Origin of the sequence: Lentilactobacillus raoultii, assembly GCF_900411375.1 — a bacterium.
GTDB lineage: Bacteria > Bacillota > Bacilli > Lactobacillales > Lactobacillaceae > Lentilactobacillus > Lentilactobacillus raoultii.
Genome location: NZ_LS422984.1, coordinates 44,069 through 64,783 on the forward strand (window position 1 = coordinate 44,069; position 20,715 = coordinate 64,783).

Genomic DNA, 20,715 nt, shown 5'->3' on the forward strand with positions numbered 1-20,715 from the left:
TTGGACACTTGTATAAACTACTTGAAAATGATAAACTCGGCCTGGAAATGACGCAAGTGACAATTAATTGCGTTTGTCTAATGTTAGACAAAAAATTAAAACTGCAAAGTTAGCGAGGCAATCATGAAATACGATTTAACAAAGAAACCCACCAGAGGTGCCCAACGGACACTGGATGCCTTTTTTACTACGATGTTGGATTTATTGTCGAAAAAAAGTTTTGAACATATTAGTGTCCACGAAATTTGTGAAATCAGCAATTTTCCACGAGCCACTTTTTATAATTACTTTGACGATAAATATGATTTGGTCGATTATTGCTGGCATGTGCTGGCTACCGAAATTCAGGTTGACCAGGTTACTAAAGTCAGTTCAGAACGAGACCTGGTGGTTTATTTTGACCGGATTTATGATCTTTTTGAAGCAAAGCAGGCGCTCCTAAAAGGAATTCTTAAAAATAATGATTTTTCGGGCACCTTGGTCAACAGTTTTGTTAACTATCTAAAAACTGTGATCCAGCATATTTTTTATGAATCCCTGTGTTATTCAAAACCGGAAATTCCTACTCAACTCATGGCAGACCACTGTAGTGAAACGGTGATGCTGATACTGGAGTGGATTTTCTTAAAGCAACAACCAACAACAAAAGATCAAGCACACCAATACTTGGAGACCTTATTAGGCTAAAGTGATTTACTGAAGCAGGTTGAAGTTGGCAGCATTGAGCATTACCAGTTCGAGACTTTTCCAACCTACAACCTCACATATCTGCTATTATAAACGTAAATTCGTCCCTTCTCAATGATGCACATTGGTTTGATGAGCGGCGTTGATAAAGCCACTAAGGCCACTAAGGTGGTGATGGTTAGGATTGAAGAAAATAACAATGAGGAGGTGACTGGGATGTCTTTGACACCTGATGAACGAGCAGCAACTATTAATGAGTTGTCACAAAATTTTGACTTGGCCGGTGTTTCACTTAACCAAGCAGCAGATGAGTTACATACGACGACTGACCATTTGCGGCAGGTACTGAACTTACAGGTTACCAGAATTGAGGAACCTTGGATATTAAGAAATTATTTAGTGTCAATTATTTTGGATCAGGGTAAAGAGCCATATCCATTTTCCAAATTAAATGGTGATCCAAGCCGATACCCATTTTTAGATGATCAATTTATTCAAAGGGGCAAATTGGCTTAGGAAAGATCAGATAGCTAATGATTATCGAAAAAAGGATTACTTTAGTCAAGTGAGCAACTGAACTGAGGTAGTCTTTTTTGGACGATTGATTAATGACGTGTTATTTCAAACTGGTTTGATTCTTGGTGGTTAGTCGATTGCCTGAGAACATGAGACTAACAGCTTTACTATCTTTACCAGTGGCGTACGTAACATTTTTTGCCGAAACTTCCCCGTGACCGGTTACCGATTCGGCGGCAGGAACTCCTAATTTTTCAACAACTTGTTGATACGATGAGCCTGATTTGAGTTGCTTTAGCTTAAGTAATGAGACAGGTCGTCTTTTTTTACTAGTGACTGGCAGGTAGCCCTTACTGATGGCGTGGTGATCTAAAAATTCCACTGTCATTGCCGTTGCGTTAAAATCCTTCTTTAAGTTGGTCCAGGTATATTGAACAGCCGCTTTTTTGCTGGAACCGGAAACCGTTACATGACTTGTTGAATTTGGTTTGCCAAATGAGTGTAAAAGTTCTTTTTCAGAAGTTCCACTTTGAGGTGAGGTGACATTACCCGTCACTATTTTTTGATAGTCAAAGCGGCTGACAGCTGAGCCATTAGTAGCGACTCGAAATGACTGAGCAGCTTGGCGGTGCGTTGAAGATTGATTGCTATCAGACTGGCCACAGGCACTGAGACTGAGCATCGTTGCTAATGGGATTGCAAGCATGATTATTTTTTTCACTGTTTCTTTCCCCCAAAAAGAGATAACTATTTAAAATTAGTTGAAGTCAAGATTAAATTGACTAATTTAATTAAGCATAACAGAGATAAACGGGATTTACCGAAAATTCAAAATTTTTAAACATTTTTTCAAGCACATCAATTCAAATTTAGTCGTAATTTTCGTCATTAACTTGATTAATGTCATAAAAAGTAACATTTGTTAAGTGCAATTAGGAAAAATTTGATAAATTAACACTCTTGAATAGTTTAATCGTATATAATTGGTCAGAGACATAAATCCAAGTATATCGGAAACGAGTTGACAAAAACAAGAATAGGTATATATTATCTTGTGTAAGTTAATGTTAGATTAAATGACATAAAACGAAACGGGGATTGACAATGAGACTTGAAAAAGATTGTATTGGTGAGGAATTAGTACCAGATAACGCATTATATGGGATTCATTCGCTGCGAGCGGCACGTAATTTTCCGATAACCCGGGAACGGGTAAATCCCTTAATCATTGCTTCCTATCTGCAAATCAAAAAGGCGGCGGCAATTGCTAATCAACAGGCGGGTACGCTTGATTCGAACAAAGCATTATTAATCATTGCCGCTTGCAACCAGTTACTCTTATCAAAGGATTTCGAATCGGTGATTGTGCCGGCAATTCAGGGTGGTGCGGGCACATCTACCAATATGAATATCAATGAAATAGTTGCCAACTTGGCAATGAAGCTTGGCAGGCAAAAGGGAAAATTAACTGTTAAGATTCATCCTAACGATGATGTTAACCAATGCCAGTCAACAAATGATACGTATCCGACTGCTGGTAAAATAGCCATGTTAAAAGACTTGGCTCCTTTGGAAGACGCCGTCAACAGTCTAATCCATGTGCTTGAAGAAAAAGCGCATCAATATCAATCAACGGTCAAAGTTGGTCGCACGCAACTTCAGGATGCTGTTCCAACAACTTTTGGAAGAAGCTTTAGTGCCTCTGCGGCCATGTTCAAACGAGATTTGCAAAAAATGAAAGCAATTGAAAAAACGCTTGCGACGGTTAATTTGGGTGGCACTGCAATTGGTACTGGGATTAACTCAACTCGTGATTATCAACGGGCCGTTATGCCACTATTGAACCGAATTACCGGCCTATCGTTAACGCAGGCTGATGATTTGATTGAAGCAACTCAAAATAGTGATGCCTTTTCAACCTTTTCCGGCATTTTAAAAGGGCTGGCACTTAATTTAACGAAATTTTGTAATGACTTGAGGCTCCTTTCAAGTGGTCCTCAAGCCGGGTTAGCCGAATTGTCCTTGCCAAAAGTCCAAGCCGGTTCTTCAATTATGCCTGGAAAAATTAATCCGGTGATTCCTGAGGTCGTCAATCAAGTTGCTTTTGAAGTGATTGGTAAGGATGTCACAGTCACTTTGGCAGTTGAAAATGGTCAATTAGAACTAAACGCTTTTGAGCCAATCATTTTTAAAGAAGTACTTACGAGTGAAAGCCACCTGACAGCAGCAATTAAGACATTAGTTAAAAACTGTCTTCGTGGGATCCAGGTTAACGTCAACCATTGTCAAAATGAGGTTGACCAATCAGCGATTGCTGCAACGATTCTATCGCCGTACTTGGGCTATGAGAAAACAACGGCTTTGATCAAAGAAGCCGAACGTGTTCAAATACCGGTTAAAACCTTGGTTAAACAAAAACAATTATTAGCATCAACGTTGATTGATAATTTGTTTTCTCCTGAAGTCTTAACTAATCAAAATCAGGCAGATTTACAAAAATTAAAATCATTAGCTGGTCATTCTCACTGAAAATGATCGTTAATTGATCGTTAACACTTACTCGTGAAAAGCCCTATACTGAACTTGATAAGCAATTTCAGAAATGGGGGATTATCATGGCAAATCGTGAAGCAAGTCATATTGATGACATTGCCAGAACCAGCCTTGATGACTTGATAAACCAATATCAGACGACCAAATTGGGGTTAAATGATAGACAAGCAGCACAGCGACTTGAAAAGTATGGTGAAAACACGATTCAAGCGGGTGCTCATCGTTCAGAGCTGTTAATTTTTATTGAGAATTTCACTTCACTAATGGCAATTCTACTTTGGATTTCCGGGATTATCGCAATTTTTGCCGGCATGCTCGAACTGGGAATTGCTATTTGGGCCGTCAATGTCATTAATGGGTGCTTTTCTTATTGGCAGCAACATGCCGCGCAAAAAGCGACGGATTCTTTAAAACGTTTACTGCCCTCCTATGTAAAAGTCATTCGAAATGGCCAAGCAAAACAGATTCAAGTGGAGAAATTAGTTCCAGGAGATCTAATTTCATTACAGGCCGGAGATGCGATTCCGGCAGATGCCCGCGTGTTTTCAACCGCTAACTTTCAGGTTGATGAATCATCATTAACCGGTGAATCAGTCCCAGTTGAAAAAAATGATCAGTATCGAGCCGGCGATGGCGAGTTTGCTCAGGCAAATGTGGTTTTTGCTGGGACTATCGTTACGAGTGGCACGGCAAATGCCTTGGTTTTTGCGACAGGTATGTCAACTGAATTTGGGCGGATTGCGCGATTAACCGCAAGTCAGAAAAAGGTCGTTTATCCTTTGCAACGTGAACTTAACCGGTTAACTCGGCAACTAACATTAATTGCTATTTTGATTGGCGTTGCTTTCTTTGTGCTGGCGATTTTCTTCGTTCACTATCCTGTAGCCAAATCGTTTATTTTTGCGTTAGGGATGATTGTGGCTTTCATCCCAGAAGGATTATTACCAACGGTCACTCTGTCTTTAGCTCAAGGGACCCAGAGAATGGCTAAGCGGCACGCACTGTTGAAGAACTTAAGTAGTGTTGAGACATTAGGCGAAACGACTGTCATTTGTTCGGATAAAACTGGCACGCTAACTCAAAACCAAATGACCATTAACCATCTTTGGCTGTCTACCGGCCAGTTTGACGTGACTGGTACCGGTTACTACACCAACGGCGTCATTCAGGTCAATGGTCAACCGGTGGCCCTTAAAGAAGCTTCCGATTTGACAATGCTGGTGCAGATTGCAACTTTGGATAATGATACGGAAGTTGTTGAAGGCAAGCAAACTGAGAAGTCCAAAATCCTAGGCACGCCGACTGAAGCTGCTTTGATTATATTAGCCAGAAAAGCCGGTATTAATTTTGGAGAAATTAAGCAAAAGTTTTCGAGATTAAAAGAATTACCATTTGATTCCACTAGAAAATTGATGTCCACGATTACGAAAACGCCGGCCGGTAAAATTCAGGTTAATACAAAGGGTGCATTGAGCAGCGAATTACAGATTTGTGATCGGATTTTGGCAAATGGCCAGGTTCGACCATTGACGGATCAAGATCGTCAAATGATCCTGGCGGTTAACGAAAAGTATGCCCGTGAAGGATTACGGACATTGGCATTTTCATTTCGTGAAGTAACTGCTGCCGATCCGCTGTCAGGAAGAAATCTGAGCGATTATACGATTCAAAGTGCTGAAACTCATATGATTTTTGTTGGCTTGGCGGCGATGTCGGATCCACCAAGACCAGAAATCTTTGAAGCTGTCAAAAAATGTCATCAAGCCAACATCCGAATTATTATGGTTACGGGTGATAGTCCGATTACAGCTAAAAGTATTGCCACTCGGATTGGGATCACATCACCCAGCGCTCGGGTAGTGACCGGCGATCAGCTGGCACAATTGTCTGATCATGCGCTACAGCAAATTGTTAGGAATGAAGTCATTTTCGCCCGAGTTGCCCCGGAAGATAAATTTCGGATTGTTTCCACGTGCCAGCAAAATGGTGAGATTGTCGCGTCAACCGGGGATGGTGTCAACGATGCCCCAGCACTTAAGCGTGCAGATATTGGAATTGCGATGGGGATTACTGGAACTGACGTTGCCAAAGATGCCGCTGATATGATTTTAACTGACGATAACTTTGCATCAATTGTAAGTGCTATCGAAGAAGGACGGACCGTCTACAGTAATTTGCAAAAATTTTTGCTTTATATTTTGAATAGTAACGTGCCTGAAGCAATGCCTTCGGTGGTATTCTTACTAACACGGGGATTGGTACCATTACCGTTAACCGTCATGCAGATTTTAACGGTTGATTTGGGAACCGATCTTCTACCAGCACTTGGATTAGGCACCGAAAAAAGTGAACCAGGCATTATGAAGCAACCGCCGCGGCCGCAGAATAGTCATTTACTCAATAAATCAATTATCTGGAAGGCCTTTGGGTTATACGGTTTGTGGGCTTCGGTCATTTCAACGGCCGCTTACTTTTTTGTCAATTATGTCAATGGTTGGCCAAATGCGGCATTAATGACTTCAGGTGTCGGTTATGCCAAGGCGACAACAATGACGTTAGGCGCCATTATCTTCTGTCAAATTGCCGCAGCGATGAATTGTCGAACGCAATTGTCATCCGTCTTTTCAATTGGGATCTTTAGTAATCGGCGAATTTGGCTGGGGATTGTTGCCGAAATTCTCCTATTGGCACTCTTAATGAATGTGCCATTTCTACAGGAAATTTTCAACACCGGCCCGTTGACCACGGCTGAATGGGGCGTTCTCTTTTGCATCCCCATCCCTTTATTTTTGTTGGAAGAATCTAGAAAGTGGCTGGTTCGGCGGCTTAAAGACCATCAATCAACTAAAAATAATTAAACGGGGGAATTTAACTTGGGAACATTGGTAAGAGAATGCACACTGGCAGATGTTCAGGCCTTACAGGAAATCAGTCGGGAAACCTTTGCCGATACGTTTGGGGCTGTGAACACGCCAATGGACTTAACTCATTATTTGCAGACGGCTTATAGTTTGCCCAAATTGCGGGCAGAATTATCGGATCCGGAAGCTGCTTTTTTCTTCATTTATCGGGATGATCAATTAGCCGGCTACTTAAAGCTTAATTTTGGTGATAATCAAACGGAGGCTTACGGACCGGATTCGCTTGAAATTCAGCGAATTTATATTCGCCAATCTTTTAAACACCTCGGCCTTGGGACTCATTTGATGCATAAAGCATTTGAAGTGGCAAAGCGACTCTCCAAAAAACGAATTTGGCTTGGTGTTTGGGAGAAAAACTTTTCAGCAATTAAGTTTTATCGAAAACTCGGTTTTTCGCAAATTGGTGACCATGTTTTTGTGTTGGGCAGCAGCCGACAACGTGACTTAATCATGGCTAAGGATCTTTAGAAAAAGGGACCATGGCAGTTTTGAAGCCATGATCCCTCTTTAAAAATGAAAATCAGTTATATTTATCCGCGATGTTGTATTTGATTTTTCCTTGGTCAACCTTTAATAATGTTTGTTTTTTGCCATCCCTGGCAGTGATTTTAAACTTGGAATAAAGTTGGTTTGAATAAACGTGTTTAAAGGCGTTTGAGCGTCGCTTAACGCGAGTCACAAAGCGATTCCAAGTTGCCGGTTTGCCTTTTTTTAAATCTTTAACGGCTCGCCCAGAATTTGAAATCTTAATCGAAACGCCCTTATTTTTATCAACTTTGATTTTAGGATTTTTACCAAACGGGGTTTTCTTTTGGGTATTAAATAAATACTGGTTGAGTTCGCGTCCAACTGTTTTATGGCCAGGGCCATCCTGAAGACGACATGAACTGGCAAAAGCGATGATGATTAAAAAGGCAACGACTAAAATCCCGATGCGGCCAAGTGGGGTTTCATGCCATTGAACAATTTGGCCAACTCGTGAATGAGCATTTTCATTTTCTTCCAGCCAAGGTTGTTTTGCACCACAGTAAGGGCAAAAGTTGGCATATGCCGGGATGGTTTTGCCGCACATGACACAAGTCTTGGTTTTCTCCTGTGACATTTTTTAATCTCCTCCAATATGTACCGACTTCTCTTTCAGCTATTTATTATATCAGAAACAGCTACCTAATCATTATACATCTTGTTAACAAAATCGGATATTGATGACAAGTGCTGCCTTAAGCTTAAGGAATTTGGCTATAGTAAAAGGGTTCAGAATAAACATTATTCCAGCCCTTTGACTTAAAACACTGTTAGGATTTTGGTAAGTGCTTGTTAACAAATTCCTGCACTGGTAATCGAAAATCAAGGTAATATTTTTCGATTTTTTCACGGGACCAGTTCCACCATGCGATTTTTTCCATATCTGTTTTAATTTCGTCGGGGAAACGATCCTTAATCGGTTTTGCCGGGACGCCACCAACAATCGTGTAGGGGGCCACATCTTTAGTCACAACTGCTCCGGAACCAATGACGGCACCATCACCGACCTTGACGCCGGCTTGGACAATTGCACCGTGACCAATCCAAACATCGTTACCGATGATTGTTCTGACATGCGTTCGTTTTTCTAAAAATTCTTTGTCAGGATGGTCGAATCCATAGGCACCACCATTATATAATGAAATATGTTGAGCAGGTCGATCGTAGGGATGGTTAGTTGGGCCGATGCGAATCATGGCGGCCATGCTGATAAATTTCTTCAAATCACTGTTTTGAATAAAGCAATACTGACCAGTATACGTATAATCACCGATCGTACTATTGTCAATCAAGTTACTTGCACCAATTTCGACCCACTGGCCAAAAGTGGTGTTTTTAGTCTGGGAGTTTTTTCCAATCGTTGGTTGATCTTGTGATAATCTGACAAAATCGATATGCATGGCGTTCAACTTCTTTCTCTCAAAATTTACTACTGGTATATTATAATATTCTCTTACAAAAAGAAACCAAAAGGAGCATTTAATTTTATGTATAATGTGAAAACAATTGACCCTTTCGATGTGACTGATTTTTCCGGTGAGGTTTTTCAACTTTCGGAAACCAAGACCCCCGATGCCATTCTGGTTCGGAGCTCTCAAGTTGACGATTCTTTAATCTCTAAGAAATTATTGCTGATCGCCCGTTCGGGAACCGGCCTCAATACAATTAATCTTGAAGCATGCACTGAAAATGGCACGGCAGTTTTTAATACACCAGGTGTCAATGCCAACGCCGTTAAAGAATTGATTATTCAAATGCTCTTTCGATGTGTTCGACCGTTAAATAAAGCGATTCAACTGGTTGATCAACTGATGCCGTCTCCCGGTAAAACGCTTCAGGAAACGGCTGAGGCGAATCGTCAACATTACATTGGGCAGGAATTATACGGTAAAACGCTGGGCATTTTAGGGTTGGGTAGCATCGGTCAACGATTGGCGGATGCGTGCTACCACATGGGGATGCAAATTGTCGGCTATAACCGCAGCTTCAAAAATTTGCGACATGTTCAACAGTTGGAAACCGTTCAGGAAGTCTTAACATTGGCTGATTTTGTTGTGTTATTGCTACCGTTAACCCCTGCAACTCAACAATTATTATCAGCCGAACAGTTTAAAACGATGAAATCGTCGGCTTTTCTCTTGAATTTTGGTCGTGGTGAATTGGTTGATAATCAATCAGTCGTGGCAGCACTTGATCATCATGAGTTTGCAGGATACATTAGTGATTTTCCTCAGCCAGGATTGCAGCATCATCCCAAAATCACGCTATTACCGCATTTAGGTGGTAATACCATGGAGGCGCTCACTAACAGTTCGAATCTGGTACTTCAAAATTTGCTGGATTTTTTGGAAAGTGGGACCGTTCGCTCATCAGTTAATTTTCCACGAGTTGACTTGCCGTTTATTAGTCCGCATCGATTAACCTTTTTCTTTAAAGATCACCAAGAGGTAATGGTTAAAATTTCCAATTTGCTAAATCAGGCTCGCTTGCCCATTAAAGAAATGATGAATAATAATCAAAATGGCTATGGCTATACGATTGTTAATACCGATTTTACTGATTTTCCAACTGATCAGCTTACCAAGTTGCTTGCAAAATTTGAAACCATTGAGGGGATGCTTCGGGTTCGTAAGCTGGAAAATACTAATCTCGATGCTTGGCCATTGAGTCAATAATGAATTGAATTCATGAAAAAAGTGTTGATTGATTTTACTCACTTTTTCACGAAGTAGGCTTAATTTCAAAATTTGATTGTGAAATAGTTACGGGGAGTAGTAACCTGAATTTACATGCGGTCAGTTTCTGAAATAAATTCTTGAAAGGACTTGAAAAAGTCGGCTAATTACGTTATAAATGAAGATGTAAGCGGTTATTATAAATAAAAATTGAGAAACAAAAAATTGCTGAGTAGTCATCATCGTGAGACATGATGACGTTGAATTTGTGAAGTAAATCTCATTTTTTATTTAATAATTATTGCTCAATAAATAACAAATATTAATGTTATGGAGATGTGATTATGCGAATTAAAGCAGCGGTTGTTAACGAGAAGGGCGGCCAATTTGAAATGAAGGATGATGTCGAATTAGCCGATATGCAGGCTGACGACCTTCAAGTTCATATGGTTGCCTCGGGAATTTGCCATTCTGATGAGGCGTTGCGCAAAGGAACGGCTGAAATTGGCTACCCAATTGTTCTTGGCCATGAAGGTTCAGGAATTGTTGAAAAAGTTGGGCCGGAAGTGAAAAACTTTAAACCTGGCGACCACGTTGTTTTGTCGTTTTATGGTTGTGGCAATTGCATCAATTGCTTAAAGGGAATTCCAACCCAGTGCTTGAACTACGCAGCTAATAATTTGTCTGGTGTTCGACCGGATGGGAGTGCTCACTTTACTGAAAACGGGCATGATGTTGCTGACATGTTCGATCAATCGTCGTTCACCACAACAACCGTTGTCCGCGAACGAAATGCCGTTAAAGTTTCCAAGGATCTGGACCTTAGAAAGCTTGGACCTCTGGGCTGCGGTTACGTTACTGGCAGTGGTACCGTCTTCAACACATTAAAGCCGGAACCGGGCTCGACAATTGCCGTCTTTGGGACGGGAGCTGTTGGCTTGGCCGCAATGATGGCTGGTCGAATCTCCGGCTGCACAAAAGTGATTGCAGTCGACATTGTGCCGTCAAGATTGGCATTAGCTAAAGAGCTTGGTGCGACGGATGCCATTAACAGTAAGGAAGAAGATCCCGTTGAAGCGATTAAGAAATTAACTGATGGCCAGGGCGTTGATTACGCAGTTGACACAACGGGTGTTAAAAAAGTGATGGAAGATTCTATTCAGGCGCTGGCTCAAGGTGGGACAACAGCCACCATTGCCGTTACTGACCAACATATTGATTTGGATACTTGGAATGATCTTTGCACAAGCGATCGGAAAGTGGTCGGCGTTAACATGGGAGATTCTATTCCGCAAGTTGACATTCCACGTTTAATTCGTTTCTATAAATTAGGCATGTTTGATTTTGACAAAACTGAAAAGTTCTATCAGTTTGCTGACATTAATCAAGCCAATGCTGATTCGGTTAGTGGCAAGACAATCAAACCGGTTTTGGTCATCGATCCGGATTATAAACCTGGTGATTAAACCAGGAGTAGTTACTCACAAGTTATTTCGAAATTAATCGGGCATTCTTTCCTGCCAATTGGATTTCGACAGGAAGCCATTGGAAAGGAAGCTTATTATCATGGCACAAAATGCAATCGCATTAAAACATTATCAAATGTACATTAACGGTCAGTTTAAGGATTCTAGTTCTGGAAATCAGATTACGGTGATTAACCCAGCCACTGGGGAGCCAATTTCGACAGTTCCAAGTGCAACCCGCGAAGAAGCTCGTGAAGCCATTGATGCCGCTTATGAAGCTGAGAAGACTTGGAAGAAAGTGCCGGCTGCAACCCGTGGTCAATACCTTCACGACGTTGCGACTGAAGTTCGAAACCAAAAGGATCATTTGATTGAAATGCTTCAAGAAGAGCAGGGGAAAATTAAGTCTTTAGCAACGACTGAGATTCTTTTTTCGGCTGATTACTTTGATTATATGGCCAGTGCTTCTCGGACATACGAAGGTGAAATTCTGCAATCTGACAATAAGAATGAAAACATTATGATTGCCAAACAGCCAATTGGGGTTGCTGCCGGTATTCTACCTTGGAACTTCCCATTCTTCCTGATTGCACGTAAGATGGGGCCTGCGTTGGTAACCGGTAATACCATTGTGATGAAGCCAAGTTCTGATACACCTAATTTGGCCCTTGAATTCGCAAAGATTTGTGAAAAAGTCGGCATCCCAAAGGGTGTCGTAAACATTGTTTCCGGTCCCGGCTCGGTGGTTGGTGATGAGTTGACTCGCAACAAGAAGGTTGGCATTATCAGTTTAACCGGTTCAGTTGCTTCCGGAAAACGAATTATGGAAGGTGCTGCTACCCACATGGCAAAGGTTTCGCTTGAATTGGGTGGCAAAGCACCAGCAATTGTTTGCAGCGATGCCGATATTGACTTGGCGGTTCAATCAATTATTGATTCACGAGTTGATAACAATGGTCAGCTTTGCAACAACTGCGAACGCGTTTATGTTCAAGAATCGGTTGCGGATGAATTTATTAAGAAACTGTCGAAAAAGATGAGTGAAGTCACGGTTGGTGATCCAATGAAGGATGAGTCAATCGGGATGGGACCGCTGATCAACCAAGCAGCTTTGGATAAAGTTTCCGGGATAGTTGATCGAGCCGTTAAGGCCGGTGGCAAGATTACGGCCGGCGGACACAAGTTAAACATTGAGAAAGGCTTCTATTACGAACCAACAGTCATCACCAATGTCAAACAAGATTCTGAAATTGTGCAAGACGAAATCTTTGGCCCAGTTTTGCCAGTGTTGACTTTTAAGACTTTGGATGACGCTATTGAAATGGCTAACGACAGTGATTTTGGTTTGACTTCCTCAATCTTTACCGAAAATCTGGATAATGCAATGCGGGCTGCTAATGAACTTGAAGATGGTGAAACTTACATTAACCGCTTTAACTTTGAAGCAATGAATGGCTCACATTCAGGTTGGAAAGAGTCCGGAATTGGCGGAGATGATGGTCGTCACGGGATCGAAGAATACTTGAATACCCATGTCATTTACTTGCAGGGACACCCTGAAAAGGCAAATGGTTAAGTAATTTGATTAATGGGCTGACGGATCAATTATAAATTTAAAAATTGTGCCAAAAATAAACAGTCTTTCGTCGATAGGACGGAAGGCTGTTTATTGTACTTCAAAAGCGATAAAATTTAATTAACCAATAAAAATTAAGAGGATGTGTCTGACATGTATAAACTGATTGCGTTTGATCTTGATGGGACAATTGCAGAAACTTTTCCGGTAATTTTGGCTTCTTTTCGTCAAATTGTCTTAAGGTACACAGGTCGCCAAGTGACGGATCAGGAAATTCTAGCCACTTTTGGCGCTAATGAAGTTGGCATGTTGCATCAATTGATTCCCAATCCACCATCAGATGCTTTAGAACAGTTTTATCAGCAATATCGGCAGAATCATCGGCAATTAACGGCACCATTTCCCGGGATTTTGAACTTACTTAAAGTTTTAAAGACGCATCAAATTAGAACCCCACTGGTCACCGGGAAGGGAGAAATCAGCTGCCAAATTAGTTTAGCCAGCCTTAAGCTGACGGGTCAATTTGCACCGATTTTAACCGGTTCGGCAAAGGGGCCTAATAAAGCAGCTAATTTTAAAAAGTTATTGAATCAATATCAATTATCGCCAAGCCAAATGGCTTATGTTGCGGATACAGTAGGCGATATCAATGCCTGTCAAGAGGTGGGCATTAACTGTTATTCAGCGGCTTGGTCGGTTGACGCAAATGCAGATCGGCTCCGTCAGTTTAATCCAAACGTTTTTATTTCGCCAGATGAATTGGTTGATCACCTACTGAAACGGCTCTAAATTTTGTTAAGACTTAAACGCTCTTAATTGGCGAACGACCATGCTCGGATGACTACCGGGAGTGGCTCGATAAACTGCGTAATCACCAGGAGCTAATTGATGATCCTGCAACGTTGCACCTGACATGACGCTAAATCCGGCAACTTCGTAGTAAGCGTGGTCATCAATCGATTCATCCGTTAAGGTGACGTCGACCGACTCTAAGGGTGCAATATCCGGCGACTCACGTCTTAGGGCTAGGTATTGATAGCTGACATCATCGACAGTTAATGTAATTTCGTTATCATGACAGGGAACTTTGAATGTCTCTTTCAATCTGAAGAACTTCTTTCCTAAATTATTAAAACTTCTATCTTTATTATACCCGTCTGATTGATTGGAAAATGGTAAAAGATTTAATCAACTTATCCGAAAATGCTGGCAATTGATTGGCCCTTCTTCCAACAAAAAACCGACGACAAAAATAAGATTTTGCCGTCGGTTTTGTTGTGCTGATATCTAGTTGTCGATTTCTTTAAACATTAGTTTACCGGCAGTATCTCGACCACTAATGGTCATTAATAATGGTAGATCCCCGACAATCTTGAAGCCATGTTTTTTATAGAGGTTGATTGCTCGAAGATTACCGGAAAGAACGTTAAGATAGATTCCGCGCAAGTGCCATTCGTCAATTGCCCAGTTAATTGCTTTTGCTAATAAGTCGTTGCCAACACCTTGGTTCCAAAAATCTTGGTCGATTGAAACGGAAAGTTCACCACGGTTAATGAACCTGGGTAAATTCTTTCGAGTAAGTTGGACAAGCCCAATCACTTCATCATCTTCAAAGGCAATAAATGAAACCGCAGTCTCATTGTCATGTAATTGGTCGGAAATTTTAAGCTCATCAAGGTATTTATGGACGTCTTTTTGACTGTAATTTAAATTGTTTGTTTGGTTACTGACCTTCAGCAGGTGACGATAAATCACGTCAGCATCTTTAGGTTCAGCGATTTGAATTTTAACCATCAAAATTACTCCTTATCTATTATCTACTGTGTTTTGATTTGGTGCTCATCCGTTGAAAGTGGGAAACCGCGTCTAAAGGCGGTCATTAAGAAATTTAAGAGGGGCGGAGTGACCTTTAATTCATCTAAATCTTCCAAAGAGAAGGTGTATCGGATGGCTTTTTCATCACCGGCCATCACTTTTTGAACCCACTTTGGTTCACGAATCAATTCACGCCCAATTGCGGCGAATTCAACGCCAGTGCTAAGTAGTTTTTCAACTTGAGTTGGGGTTGCCAAATGACCGACAACCATAAGTGGTAAATCATCAGCGATTACCTTTTGAATTTTTTCAAAGACCGGCTGATGATCGGTTTTATCAACGATTGAACTGCCCCAGGCATCGGCTAACGAAATGTGAAGGTAATCAATGGGCTTTTGATTAAGCTGTTTGACCAATGCGAGTGTATCTGCCAGCCGGATCCCCGGTTCTTCAATTTCTTCAGGTGAAATTCGATAACCAAGAATAAACGGTTGCTTGGCTGCCTTGATAACGTTGGCACAGGCATCCACAACGGCTAATGGGAACCGCATCCGGTTTTCCAATGAACCGCCCCATTGATCAGTTCGTCGATTGGAATGCGGACTGAAAAATTGTTGCATCAGGTAAGTGTTGGCACCGTGAAGTTCGACACCGTCAAAGCCGGCATCAATTGCTAATTTAGTTGCGTTGGCAAAATCGGTAATCGTTTGTTCAATTTCGGCTGATGATAGCGCTCTTGGCACTTCAGCATCCGGCCTAAGTGCTGCGACAGCGCTTGCCGAAACGGGTTGTTGACCACGAAGAACTTTTGAATTACTCATTCGACCGGCACTAAAAATCTGCAAAATAGCTTTGGTGCCATCGATCTTGATGGCGTTTGCCAAACGGGTCAATCCCGGTAGCATGCTTCTGTGAGCGACACTTAATTCGCCCTCAAAGCCCTTGCCTAAATCGTTAACGTTGGCGCAGCCGGTGATTAATAGACCAACGCCACCAGCTCTTAATCGGTAGTAATTAATTTCATCACTGGTAATGGCCCCGTTTTCAAAGCTGGATTGTTCCGTCATTGGCGACATTGCAATTCGATTTTTGACGGTCACGCCATTGCGAAGTGTGTAAGGCTTTAAAAAATTATAGTTAGTCATTAAACGACCCCCATGGACATTTGATCAACAAGTACAATATAATTTTAGCATAAAAGTCAAATTAAGATGGATATAAAAAACGCTTTGTTAAGGCAATTTTCCTTAATAGAGCGTTTTAAAAGAAAAAATCTTTAAAAAAAGATAAACAGTATCAATGGTTGCTAGGGTGCTTATAACTTAAAATGGCTAAAAAGATGGTTTTTTAATGGCACCTTCCACTAAAAAACTGATGTCCAAAGGTGCAATGGCGTTGGTTAAGTTGCCCATTGAAATGAAATCAACGCCACAACCGGCAAATTGCGCAATGGTGGCTTCGGAAATCCCACCGGATGCCTCAGTCTTAATTGAGTCAGGAACCAATTGTTGCCAGTTTTTGATAGTTTCAGGAGATTGGTTGTCAAACATGATGACGTCGGCGCCGGATGAAATGGCGGCTTGAAGTTCAGACTTGGTTTCCACTTCAATTTCAATCGGGGTCAACGGGCCGAGCTGTTTTCGAACCATTGAAATTGCCGGCTTAACACCACCTGCCAGCGCAATGTGGTTGTCTTTAAGCATAACAGCATTCGTCAGGTCAAAGCGATGGTTAAAGCCGCCACCAACCGTCACTGCGTATTTTTCAAAAAGTCTTAACCCAGGGGTGGTCTTACGGGTATCCGTAATTTTAATTGTTGGATCTGCCAACTGCTTCACACAGTCAGCAGTCTTGGTGGCGATACCACTCATTAGCTGCATGAGGTTAAGAGTTACCCGTTCACTGGATAAAATTGGGGCTGCTTTTCCTGTCACTTTACCAATCTTTTGGCCCTTTATTACGGCCGTTCCATCAGTTACCAGTGGCGTATAGGTTGCATCACCCAGTAAGTCATAAGCTGTTTGGGGAACTTGTTGGCCACATAAAATGCCGGATTGTTTAGCGATAAAGCAGCCGGTTAATACTTTATCGGTTGGTAAATAGCGGACACTTAAATCATCAAACCCGATATCTTCTTTAAGGAAATCAGCTATTTTTTCGTTTAATAGAATGGGATTCATTGGTGAACCACCTCCGAGTGTGTTGATGATGCGGGTAAAGCCAAAACTGCGAGTGCACCGATGATTAAAGAGATCATAAAGATAATAAAAATTAGATTGATGCCAACTTGATGATCCATTAAGATGCCGATTAGGAGTGGACCGAAAATTGCACCAATGCGGCCAATTCCTTGCGCCAAACCAGTCATGGTCCCTCGAACGGCGGTTTGATATAAGGCTGGTGTCAAGGCGATAATTGCACCGTATGCCCCTAAATTGAAGAATGAGAGTAAGCATCCCAAAACAACGATCATTGCAGCAGAAATGGACTGGCCAAATAAAATGGCCCCGATCGCAGTGCCTAACATGTAGCCGGCGAAGACGTACTTAATTTTAATGCGTTTGGCTAACCAAGCCGCACAAAAATAGCCTGGCAACTGCGCAACAACAATAATGGTTGTGTAACCGAAACTATTAACGATGCCAAAGCCTTTATCAACCATGATACTTGGCAGCCACATAAACATACCATAGTAACTGAACATGACCATGAACCAAGCCAGCCACAGCATCAGTGTCCACGGCTGAAATGTTTGCACAAATATGGTTGACCAATTCTTAGCCGACGCAGCTTGCGGCTGACTTTCGTGTAAGTGTCGACGTAAAATCAGCGCAAAGAAGCCGGTGAAGGCGGTAATGATTAAAATTCCCCGCCAGCCCAAAACCGGTGTTAATAGAAATGACAAGAATGAAGCCAACAGCCAGCCAACTGCCCAGAAACTGTCCGCCAAAATCAACATTTGTGAGCGTTTGTGACCTTTATAAATATCCGCAATGTAGGTGGCAGCCACGGGTAACTCACCACCAAGGCCCATGCCGACAAAGAAGCGGATGGCTAAGAAGACGAAGAAACCGGGGGAGCCGGCTAAAATCAAATTACCAACTGAAAAGGTGAGCAGCGTCGCAATTAGCGTGTTTTTTCGACCAATTTTATCGGCCAGCCGACCAAAATAAAAGCCACCACAGACCATGCCGACTGTGCTGATTGAGCTGATAAGGCCGGTTTGTGAATTAGTGAGTGCCCATTGTTTATGGACAATTGACATAATAAATGATAGCAGGCCGACGTCCATGGCATCAAACATCCAAGCGGTGCCAATAATTAAAAAAATGCGGGACAGTGTCCGCTGATTGGTGTTTTCCATATAAAAAAGAGCTCCTTTTTAAGATAATAAAAGTAACTATAACTTTAAATCAGCTAAAATAAAAGTAATAATTACTTTAATTAAGAGAATACGCCCATTTAAAAAAATTATCAAGTTCTAAACGGGTTAATTGGCAATAAGAGATAGTATGTTCTCTTGACAAATGATGGGCGTTCAGTTGAGAATGGAACAGAATCTTTATCAGAGAATTTAAAGAAAGTAGGCACATTATGCAACAACCGACGGTTAATTTGAGCCGGGATGATGCCATTAAGCTGCTGGAAAGAGCAACTAATATGCATTTTTCAGCGGAACAACTGGCTATTTTAAATCAGCCGTTTCAACAACCAACGCTGATTAATGCTTGTGCAGGATCCGGTAAAACGACGATTTTTATGCTAACGACTTTGGTCGCCATTTTGACAGGAACGATTTCTCCGGAAAATGTTTTGGGGATTACCTTTTCCAAAAAAGCACAAACGGATATGGAAATTCGTTATCGCCAATACTTGGCCCAATTAACTGATGCCGGGATGGATCTTGAAATGAGTGACATGCCATATTTTAGTACATTTCATGCGCTGTTTTACCGGTTGTTACGTCAAACACCGGCATTTCGAGAGACTTCTGTCTTACCAAGTTATACGAAATTTTCTTCGACTTTAACCAGACAAATTCGGCGAACCAAGAGCCAGATTAATTCACCCAGTGAAATTCTGGATCAGATGTTTGAATTGGCCGAATTTATCATTAATCGAGGGATTTCACCGATTGGGTTTGCTGATCTGACTAATGCGGCAGCACTTAAAGCAGCCTTAGTTGAAGCGGGTGAGGATGAATATGATTTGGACTTTTATACTGACTATTTGGCAGTGATGAAGGAATATGTGATTTTGAAACGTCAAAATAGTTTGGTTGATTTTAACGATATGAAGATCTTATTACGCCAATTATTGGATGATCCAACTTATGAAGCTTATTTTCGACAGGCAATGACGCGCTTTAAGTTTGTCGTGATGGATGAATTTCAGGATATTGATAATCTTCAATGGGAAATCATGACTAAGTTGCTTTCCAAAGAAGCTTTGGCACGATTGATGGTGATTGGCGATGATGATCAGAGTATTTATTCCTTTCGGGGTAGTAATCCTAAGTTTATTTTGAAGTTTCAGGATATCTTACCAGGTGCCAAAACTTATCATTTATCGACGAATTATCGTACAGGTGGTCAGATTTTAACGGAAGCCAAGCCGTTAATTCAGCATAACTATGTTCGCTTAGCCAAAAAATTATCGGCTTTTCATCAAGATAGTGGTCAAATTAACGTTTATCCTTTAAAAGCTGCTGGTTTTGATCCTAAAAGTCCAATGTTCGCTAAATTGGTTTCGCAAATTCGTGATCCTAAAGTTGATGATCGCCAAATTGCCGTTTTGGTGCGCTACAATGCTGATCGGACGTTGGTGGCAGATTGGTTGGCTAATCAACAGATTTACGTCAGCATTAATAATCGGAATGCTATTTTGCAAAGAACCCTGATTTATCGGATTTTGGTTAACTTATTACAAGCGTTTTGGGAAGATCGGTTTGACGCTTTTTACACCCAAGCTACCCGAATTGGGTTTACTTCCTATCGTCGCCATGTCAATCAAGTTAACAAGGCAACTGGCGGAGCAGATACATTAAGTGACTACCTTGATGCAGCCACCCGCTATAATTGGTCTCACCAGAGAACGACTGAACAAAAGCGGTTTGGTCGAATTGATGCCAGGGTTAAAACGGCTTTTAAACTTATTGCTGAGTCACGCCGAAAGGCTGAAGCATCGCAGTCTGAGTTAACATTAAACGATGTCTTTATAAAAATTTGGCAGACAGTGTTGGCACTAACCGATATTTATTTTGATTACATGACTAAAAATGATTATATTTCAAAGGAAACTTTTACAGATATTACAATCTATCTTGAAAATGAAATCAAGCAAGTCACCAATCCGGACGAGTGGTTTACAAGTGAAGATCAAAAACGTCAACTTTTGGAAAATGATGAATTTACGGTTGATTTACCTGGTCATAATGTTCAATTTTTGAGTCTTCATCAGGCAAAAGGGTTGGAGTTTCAATACGTTTATCTTTACGGCCTATCTGATAAACAGTTGCCAGTTGGAACAACCATCATTAATGACTGGTTTCACCCTGACCTCAGCTTTGAAGAGTTTGTTGAACGTTGGAATTATTTAATGGCGCATGGTCATCGGGTCAAAGAAGTGACTGGGGTATTAGAAGACGCATTTATTACAATTACCGATGATGTTCGTCGAAATAAGCACTTTGATTTGGAAAAATTGTCACTTGAAGGATGTCAAAGTGCGGACCTTGATTTACTCTATAATTGGTATACGGCGATTCGCCACTATTCTCAGTTTATTGAAGAGGAACGTCGATTGATTTACGTTGGCTTAACCCGTGCTAAAGATGTTTTGAATGTCAGCGTCGGGTCAAATGCCAGCCCATTATTACGTCAAGTGCCGATAATAGCCAAGACAATTCAACCTGACAAAGAAAAGAAATCCAAAAAATAACTTCGTGAGTTGAACATACACAAAAACATGGACTGAGGAGT

The 20,715-nt window shown here is 41.3% G+C and carries 18 protein-coding genes; 10 read left to right on the plus strand and 8 right to left on the minus strand.

Going from position 1 to position 20,715, the window contains the following annotated elements; genetic code table 11:
- The first annotated feature begins 123 nt into the window (after window positions 1–123).
- Both ED605_RS01780 and ED605_RS01785 read left to right on the plus strand, forming a co-directional pair.
- Window positions 124–687, plus strand: a complete 564-nt coding sequence (locus ED605_RS01780; protein ID WP_121977211.1) for a TetR/AcrR family transcriptional regulator — start codon at window positions 124–126, stop codon at window positions 685–687.
- Between the two features lie 216 nt (window positions 688–903).
- Window positions 904–1,203, plus strand: a complete 300-nt coding sequence (locus ED605_RS01785; protein WP_121977836.1) for a DUF2316 family protein — start codon at window positions 904–906, stop codon at window positions 1,201–1,203.
- Between the two features lie 100 nt (window positions 1,204–1,303).
- Here the strand turns inward: ED605_RS01785 and ED605_RS01790 are convergent, their stop codons facing one another.
- Entirely contained in the window at window positions 1,304–1,924 is a 621-nt protein-coding gene (locus tag ED605_RS01790; protein WP_225419020.1) for a DUF3862 domain-containing protein, read from the minus strand.
- 383 nt (window positions 1,925–2,307) lie between these two features.
- Between ED605_RS01790 and ED605_RS01795 the strand changes: the two genes are divergently transcribed.
- The 3 genes from ED605_RS01795 (at window position 2,308) to ED605_RS01805 (ending at window position 7,145) form a co-directional block, all read left to right on the plus strand.
- Window positions 2,308–3,732, plus strand: a complete 1,425-nt coding sequence (locus ED605_RS01795; protein ID WP_121977212.1) for an aspartate ammonia-lyase — start codon at window positions 2,308–2,310, stop codon at window positions 3,730–3,732.
- A gap of 86 nt (window positions 3,733–3,818) precedes the next feature.
- Entirely contained in the window at window positions 3,819–6,614 is a 2,796-nt protein-coding gene (locus ED605_RS01800) for a cation-translocating P-type ATPase (RefSeq protein ID WP_121977213.1), read from the plus strand.
- A 15-nt stretch (window positions 6,615–6,629) separates the two neighbouring features.
- Window positions 6,630–7,145, plus strand: a complete 516-nt coding sequence (locus ED605_RS01805) for a GNAT family N-acetyltransferase (protein ID WP_121977214.1) — start codon at window positions 6,630–6,632, stop codon at window positions 7,143–7,145.
- Window positions 7,146–7,197: 52 nt separating this feature from the next.
- On the opposite strand, the gene ED605_RS01810 is transcribed toward ED605_RS01805, so the two are convergent.
- Together ED605_RS01810 and ED605_RS01815 are read right to left on the minus strand one after the other, a co-directional pair.
- Complete coding sequence (locus ED605_RS01810) at window positions 7,198–7,779, minus strand: zinc ribbon domain-containing protein (RefSeq protein ID WP_121977215.1); 582 nt, start codon at window positions 7,777–7,779, stop codon at window positions 7,198–7,200.
- A 193-nt stretch (window positions 7,780–7,972) separates the two neighbouring features.
- Window positions 7,973–8,602 carry a DapH/DapD/GlmU-related protein gene (locus ED605_RS01815; protein ID WP_121977216.1) on the minus strand — a complete coding sequence of 210 codons (630 nt, stop codon included), beginning with the start codon at window positions 8,600–8,602 and terminating at the stop codon, window positions 7,973–7,975.
- Between the two features lie 87 nt (window positions 8,603–8,689).
- On the opposite strand from ED605_RS01815, the gene ED605_RS01820 reads away from it, so the two are divergent.
- The 4 genes from ED605_RS01820 to ED605_RS01835 all read left to right on the plus strand — a co-directional run bounded on the left by ED605_RS01820 (window position 8,690) and on the right by ED605_RS01835 (window position 13,708).
- Complete coding sequence (locus ED605_RS01820; protein ID WP_121977217.1) at window positions 8,690–9,877, plus strand: NAD(P)-dependent oxidoreductase; 1,188 nt, start codon at window positions 8,690–8,692, stop codon at window positions 9,875–9,877.
- Between the two features lie 344 nt (window positions 9,878–10,221).
- Window positions 10,222–11,343, plus strand: a complete 1,122-nt coding sequence (locus ED605_RS01825) for an NAD(P)-dependent alcohol dehydrogenase (protein ID WP_121977218.1) — start codon at window positions 10,222–10,224, stop codon at window positions 11,341–11,343.
- A 100-nt stretch (window positions 11,344–11,443) separates the two neighbouring features.
- Window positions 11,444–12,919, plus strand: coding sequence for an aldehyde dehydrogenase (gene aldA / locus ED605_RS01830; RefSeq protein ID WP_121977219.1), 1,476 nt, complete (start codon window positions 11,444–11,446; stop codon window positions 12,917–12,919).
- Between the two features lie 153 nt (window positions 12,920–13,072).
- Window positions 13,073–13,708 (plus strand): HAD family hydrolase, encoded by a 636-nt coding sequence (locus tag ED605_RS01835; protein ID WP_121977220.1) that lies wholly within the window; start codon window positions 13,073–13,075, stop codon window positions 13,706–13,708.
- Window positions 13,709–13,714: 6 nt separating this feature from the next.
- Here ED605_RS01835 and ED605_RS01840 read toward each other — a convergent pair whose 3' ends face one another.
- The 5 genes from ED605_RS01840 to ED605_RS01860 all read right to left on the minus strand — a co-directional run bounded on the left by ED605_RS01840 (window position 13,715) and on the right by ED605_RS01860 (window position 18,098).
- Window positions 13,715–14,023 carry a hypothetical protein gene (locus tag ED605_RS01840; protein ID WP_121977221.1) on the minus strand — a complete coding sequence of 103 codons (309 nt, stop codon included), beginning with the start codon at window positions 14,021–14,023 and terminating at the stop codon, window positions 13,715–13,717.
- A gap of 183 nt (window positions 14,024–14,206) precedes the next feature.
- Window positions 14,207–14,713 carry a GNAT family N-acetyltransferase gene (locus ED605_RS01845; protein WP_121977222.1) on the minus strand — a complete coding sequence of 169 codons (507 nt, stop codon included), beginning with the start codon at window positions 14,711–14,713 and terminating at the stop codon, window positions 14,207–14,209.
- 23 nt (window positions 14,714–14,736) lie between these two features.
- Entirely contained in the window at window positions 14,737–15,879 is a 1,143-nt protein-coding gene (locus ED605_RS01850; RefSeq protein ID WP_121977223.1) for an NADH-dependent flavin oxidoreductase, read from the minus strand.
- 186 nt (window positions 15,880–16,065) lie between these two features.
- Window positions 16,066–16,914, minus strand: a complete 849-nt coding sequence (gene nadC / locus ED605_RS01855) for a carboxylating nicotinate-nucleotide diphosphorylase (protein WP_121977224.1) — start codon at window positions 16,912–16,914, stop codon at window positions 16,066–16,068.
- Entirely contained in the window at window positions 16,911–18,098 is a 1,188-nt protein-coding gene (locus tag ED605_RS01860) for an MFS transporter (protein ID WP_121977225.1), read from the minus strand. Before ED605_RS01860 ends, nadC begins: the two co-directional genes overlap by 4 nt.
- A 230-nt stretch (window positions 18,099–18,328) precedes the next feature.
- Between ED605_RS01860 and ED605_RS01865 the strand changes: the two genes are divergently transcribed.
- Entirely contained in the window at window positions 18,329–20,674 is a 2,346-nt protein-coding gene (locus ED605_RS01865; RefSeq protein ID WP_121977226.1) for a UvrD-helicase domain-containing protein, read from the plus strand.
- The last annotated feature ends 41 nt before the right edge of the window (window positions 20,675–20,715 follow it).

Excerpts from the sequence above, each read along its gene's own strand:
- ED605_RS01835 (WP_121977220.1), top strand. The coding sequence starts at position 13,073 with ATGTATAAACTGATTGCGTTTGATCTTGATGGGACAATTGCAGAAACT.
- aldA (WP_121977219.1), top strand. The coding sequence starts at position 11,444 with ATGGCACAAAATGCAATCGCATTAAAACATTATCAAATGTACATTAAC.
- ED605_RS01825 (WP_121977218.1), top strand. The coding sequence starts at position 10,222 with ATGCGAATTAAAGCAGCGGTTGTTAACGAGAAGGGCGGCCAATTTGAA.
- ED605_RS01815 (WP_121977216.1), bottom strand. The coding sequence starts at position 8,602 with ATGCATATCGATTTTGTCAGATTATCACAAGATCAACCAACGATTGGA.
- ED605_RS01800 (WP_121977213.1), top strand. The coding sequence starts at position 3,819 with ATGGCAAATCGTGAAGCAAGTCATATTGATGACATTGCCAGAACCAGC.
- ED605_RS01795 (WP_121977212.1), top strand. The coding sequence starts at position 2,308 with ATGAGACTTGAAAAAGATTGTATTGGTGAGGAATTAGTACCAGATAAC.
- ED605_RS01820 (WP_121977217.1), top strand. The coding sequence starts at position 8,690 with ATGTATAATGTGAAAACAATTGACCCTTTCGATGTGACTGATTTTTCC.
- ED605_RS01850 (WP_121977223.1), bottom strand. The coding sequence starts at position 15,879 with ATGACTAACTATAATTTTTTAAAGCCTTACACACTTCGCAATGGCGTG.
- ED605_RS01860 (WP_121977225.1), bottom strand. The coding sequence starts at position 18,098 with ATGGAAAACACCAATCAGCGGACACTGTCCCGCATTTTTTTAATTATT.
- ED605_RS01845 (WP_121977222.1), bottom strand. The coding sequence starts at position 14,713 with ATGGTTAAAATTCAAATCGCTGAACCTAAAGATGCTGACGTGATTTAT.
- ED605_RS01785 (WP_121977836.1), top strand. The coding sequence starts at position 904 with ATGTCTTTGACACCTGATGAACGAGCAGCAACTATTAATGAGTTGTCA.
- nadC (WP_121977224.1), bottom strand. The coding sequence starts at position 16,914 with ATGAATCCCATTCTATTAAACGAAAAAATAGCTGATTTCCTTAAAGAA.
- ED605_RS01780 (WP_121977211.1), top strand. The coding sequence starts at position 124 with ATGAAATACGATTTAACAAAGAAACCCACCAGAGGTGCCCAACGGACA.
- ED605_RS01810 (WP_121977215.1), bottom strand. The coding sequence starts at position 7,779 with ATGTCACAGGAGAAAACCAAGACTTGTGTCATGTGCGGCAAAACCATC.
- ED605_RS01865 (WP_121977226.1), top strand. The coding sequence starts at position 18,329 with ATGCAACAACCGACGGTTAATTTGAGCCGGGATGATGCCATTAAGCTG.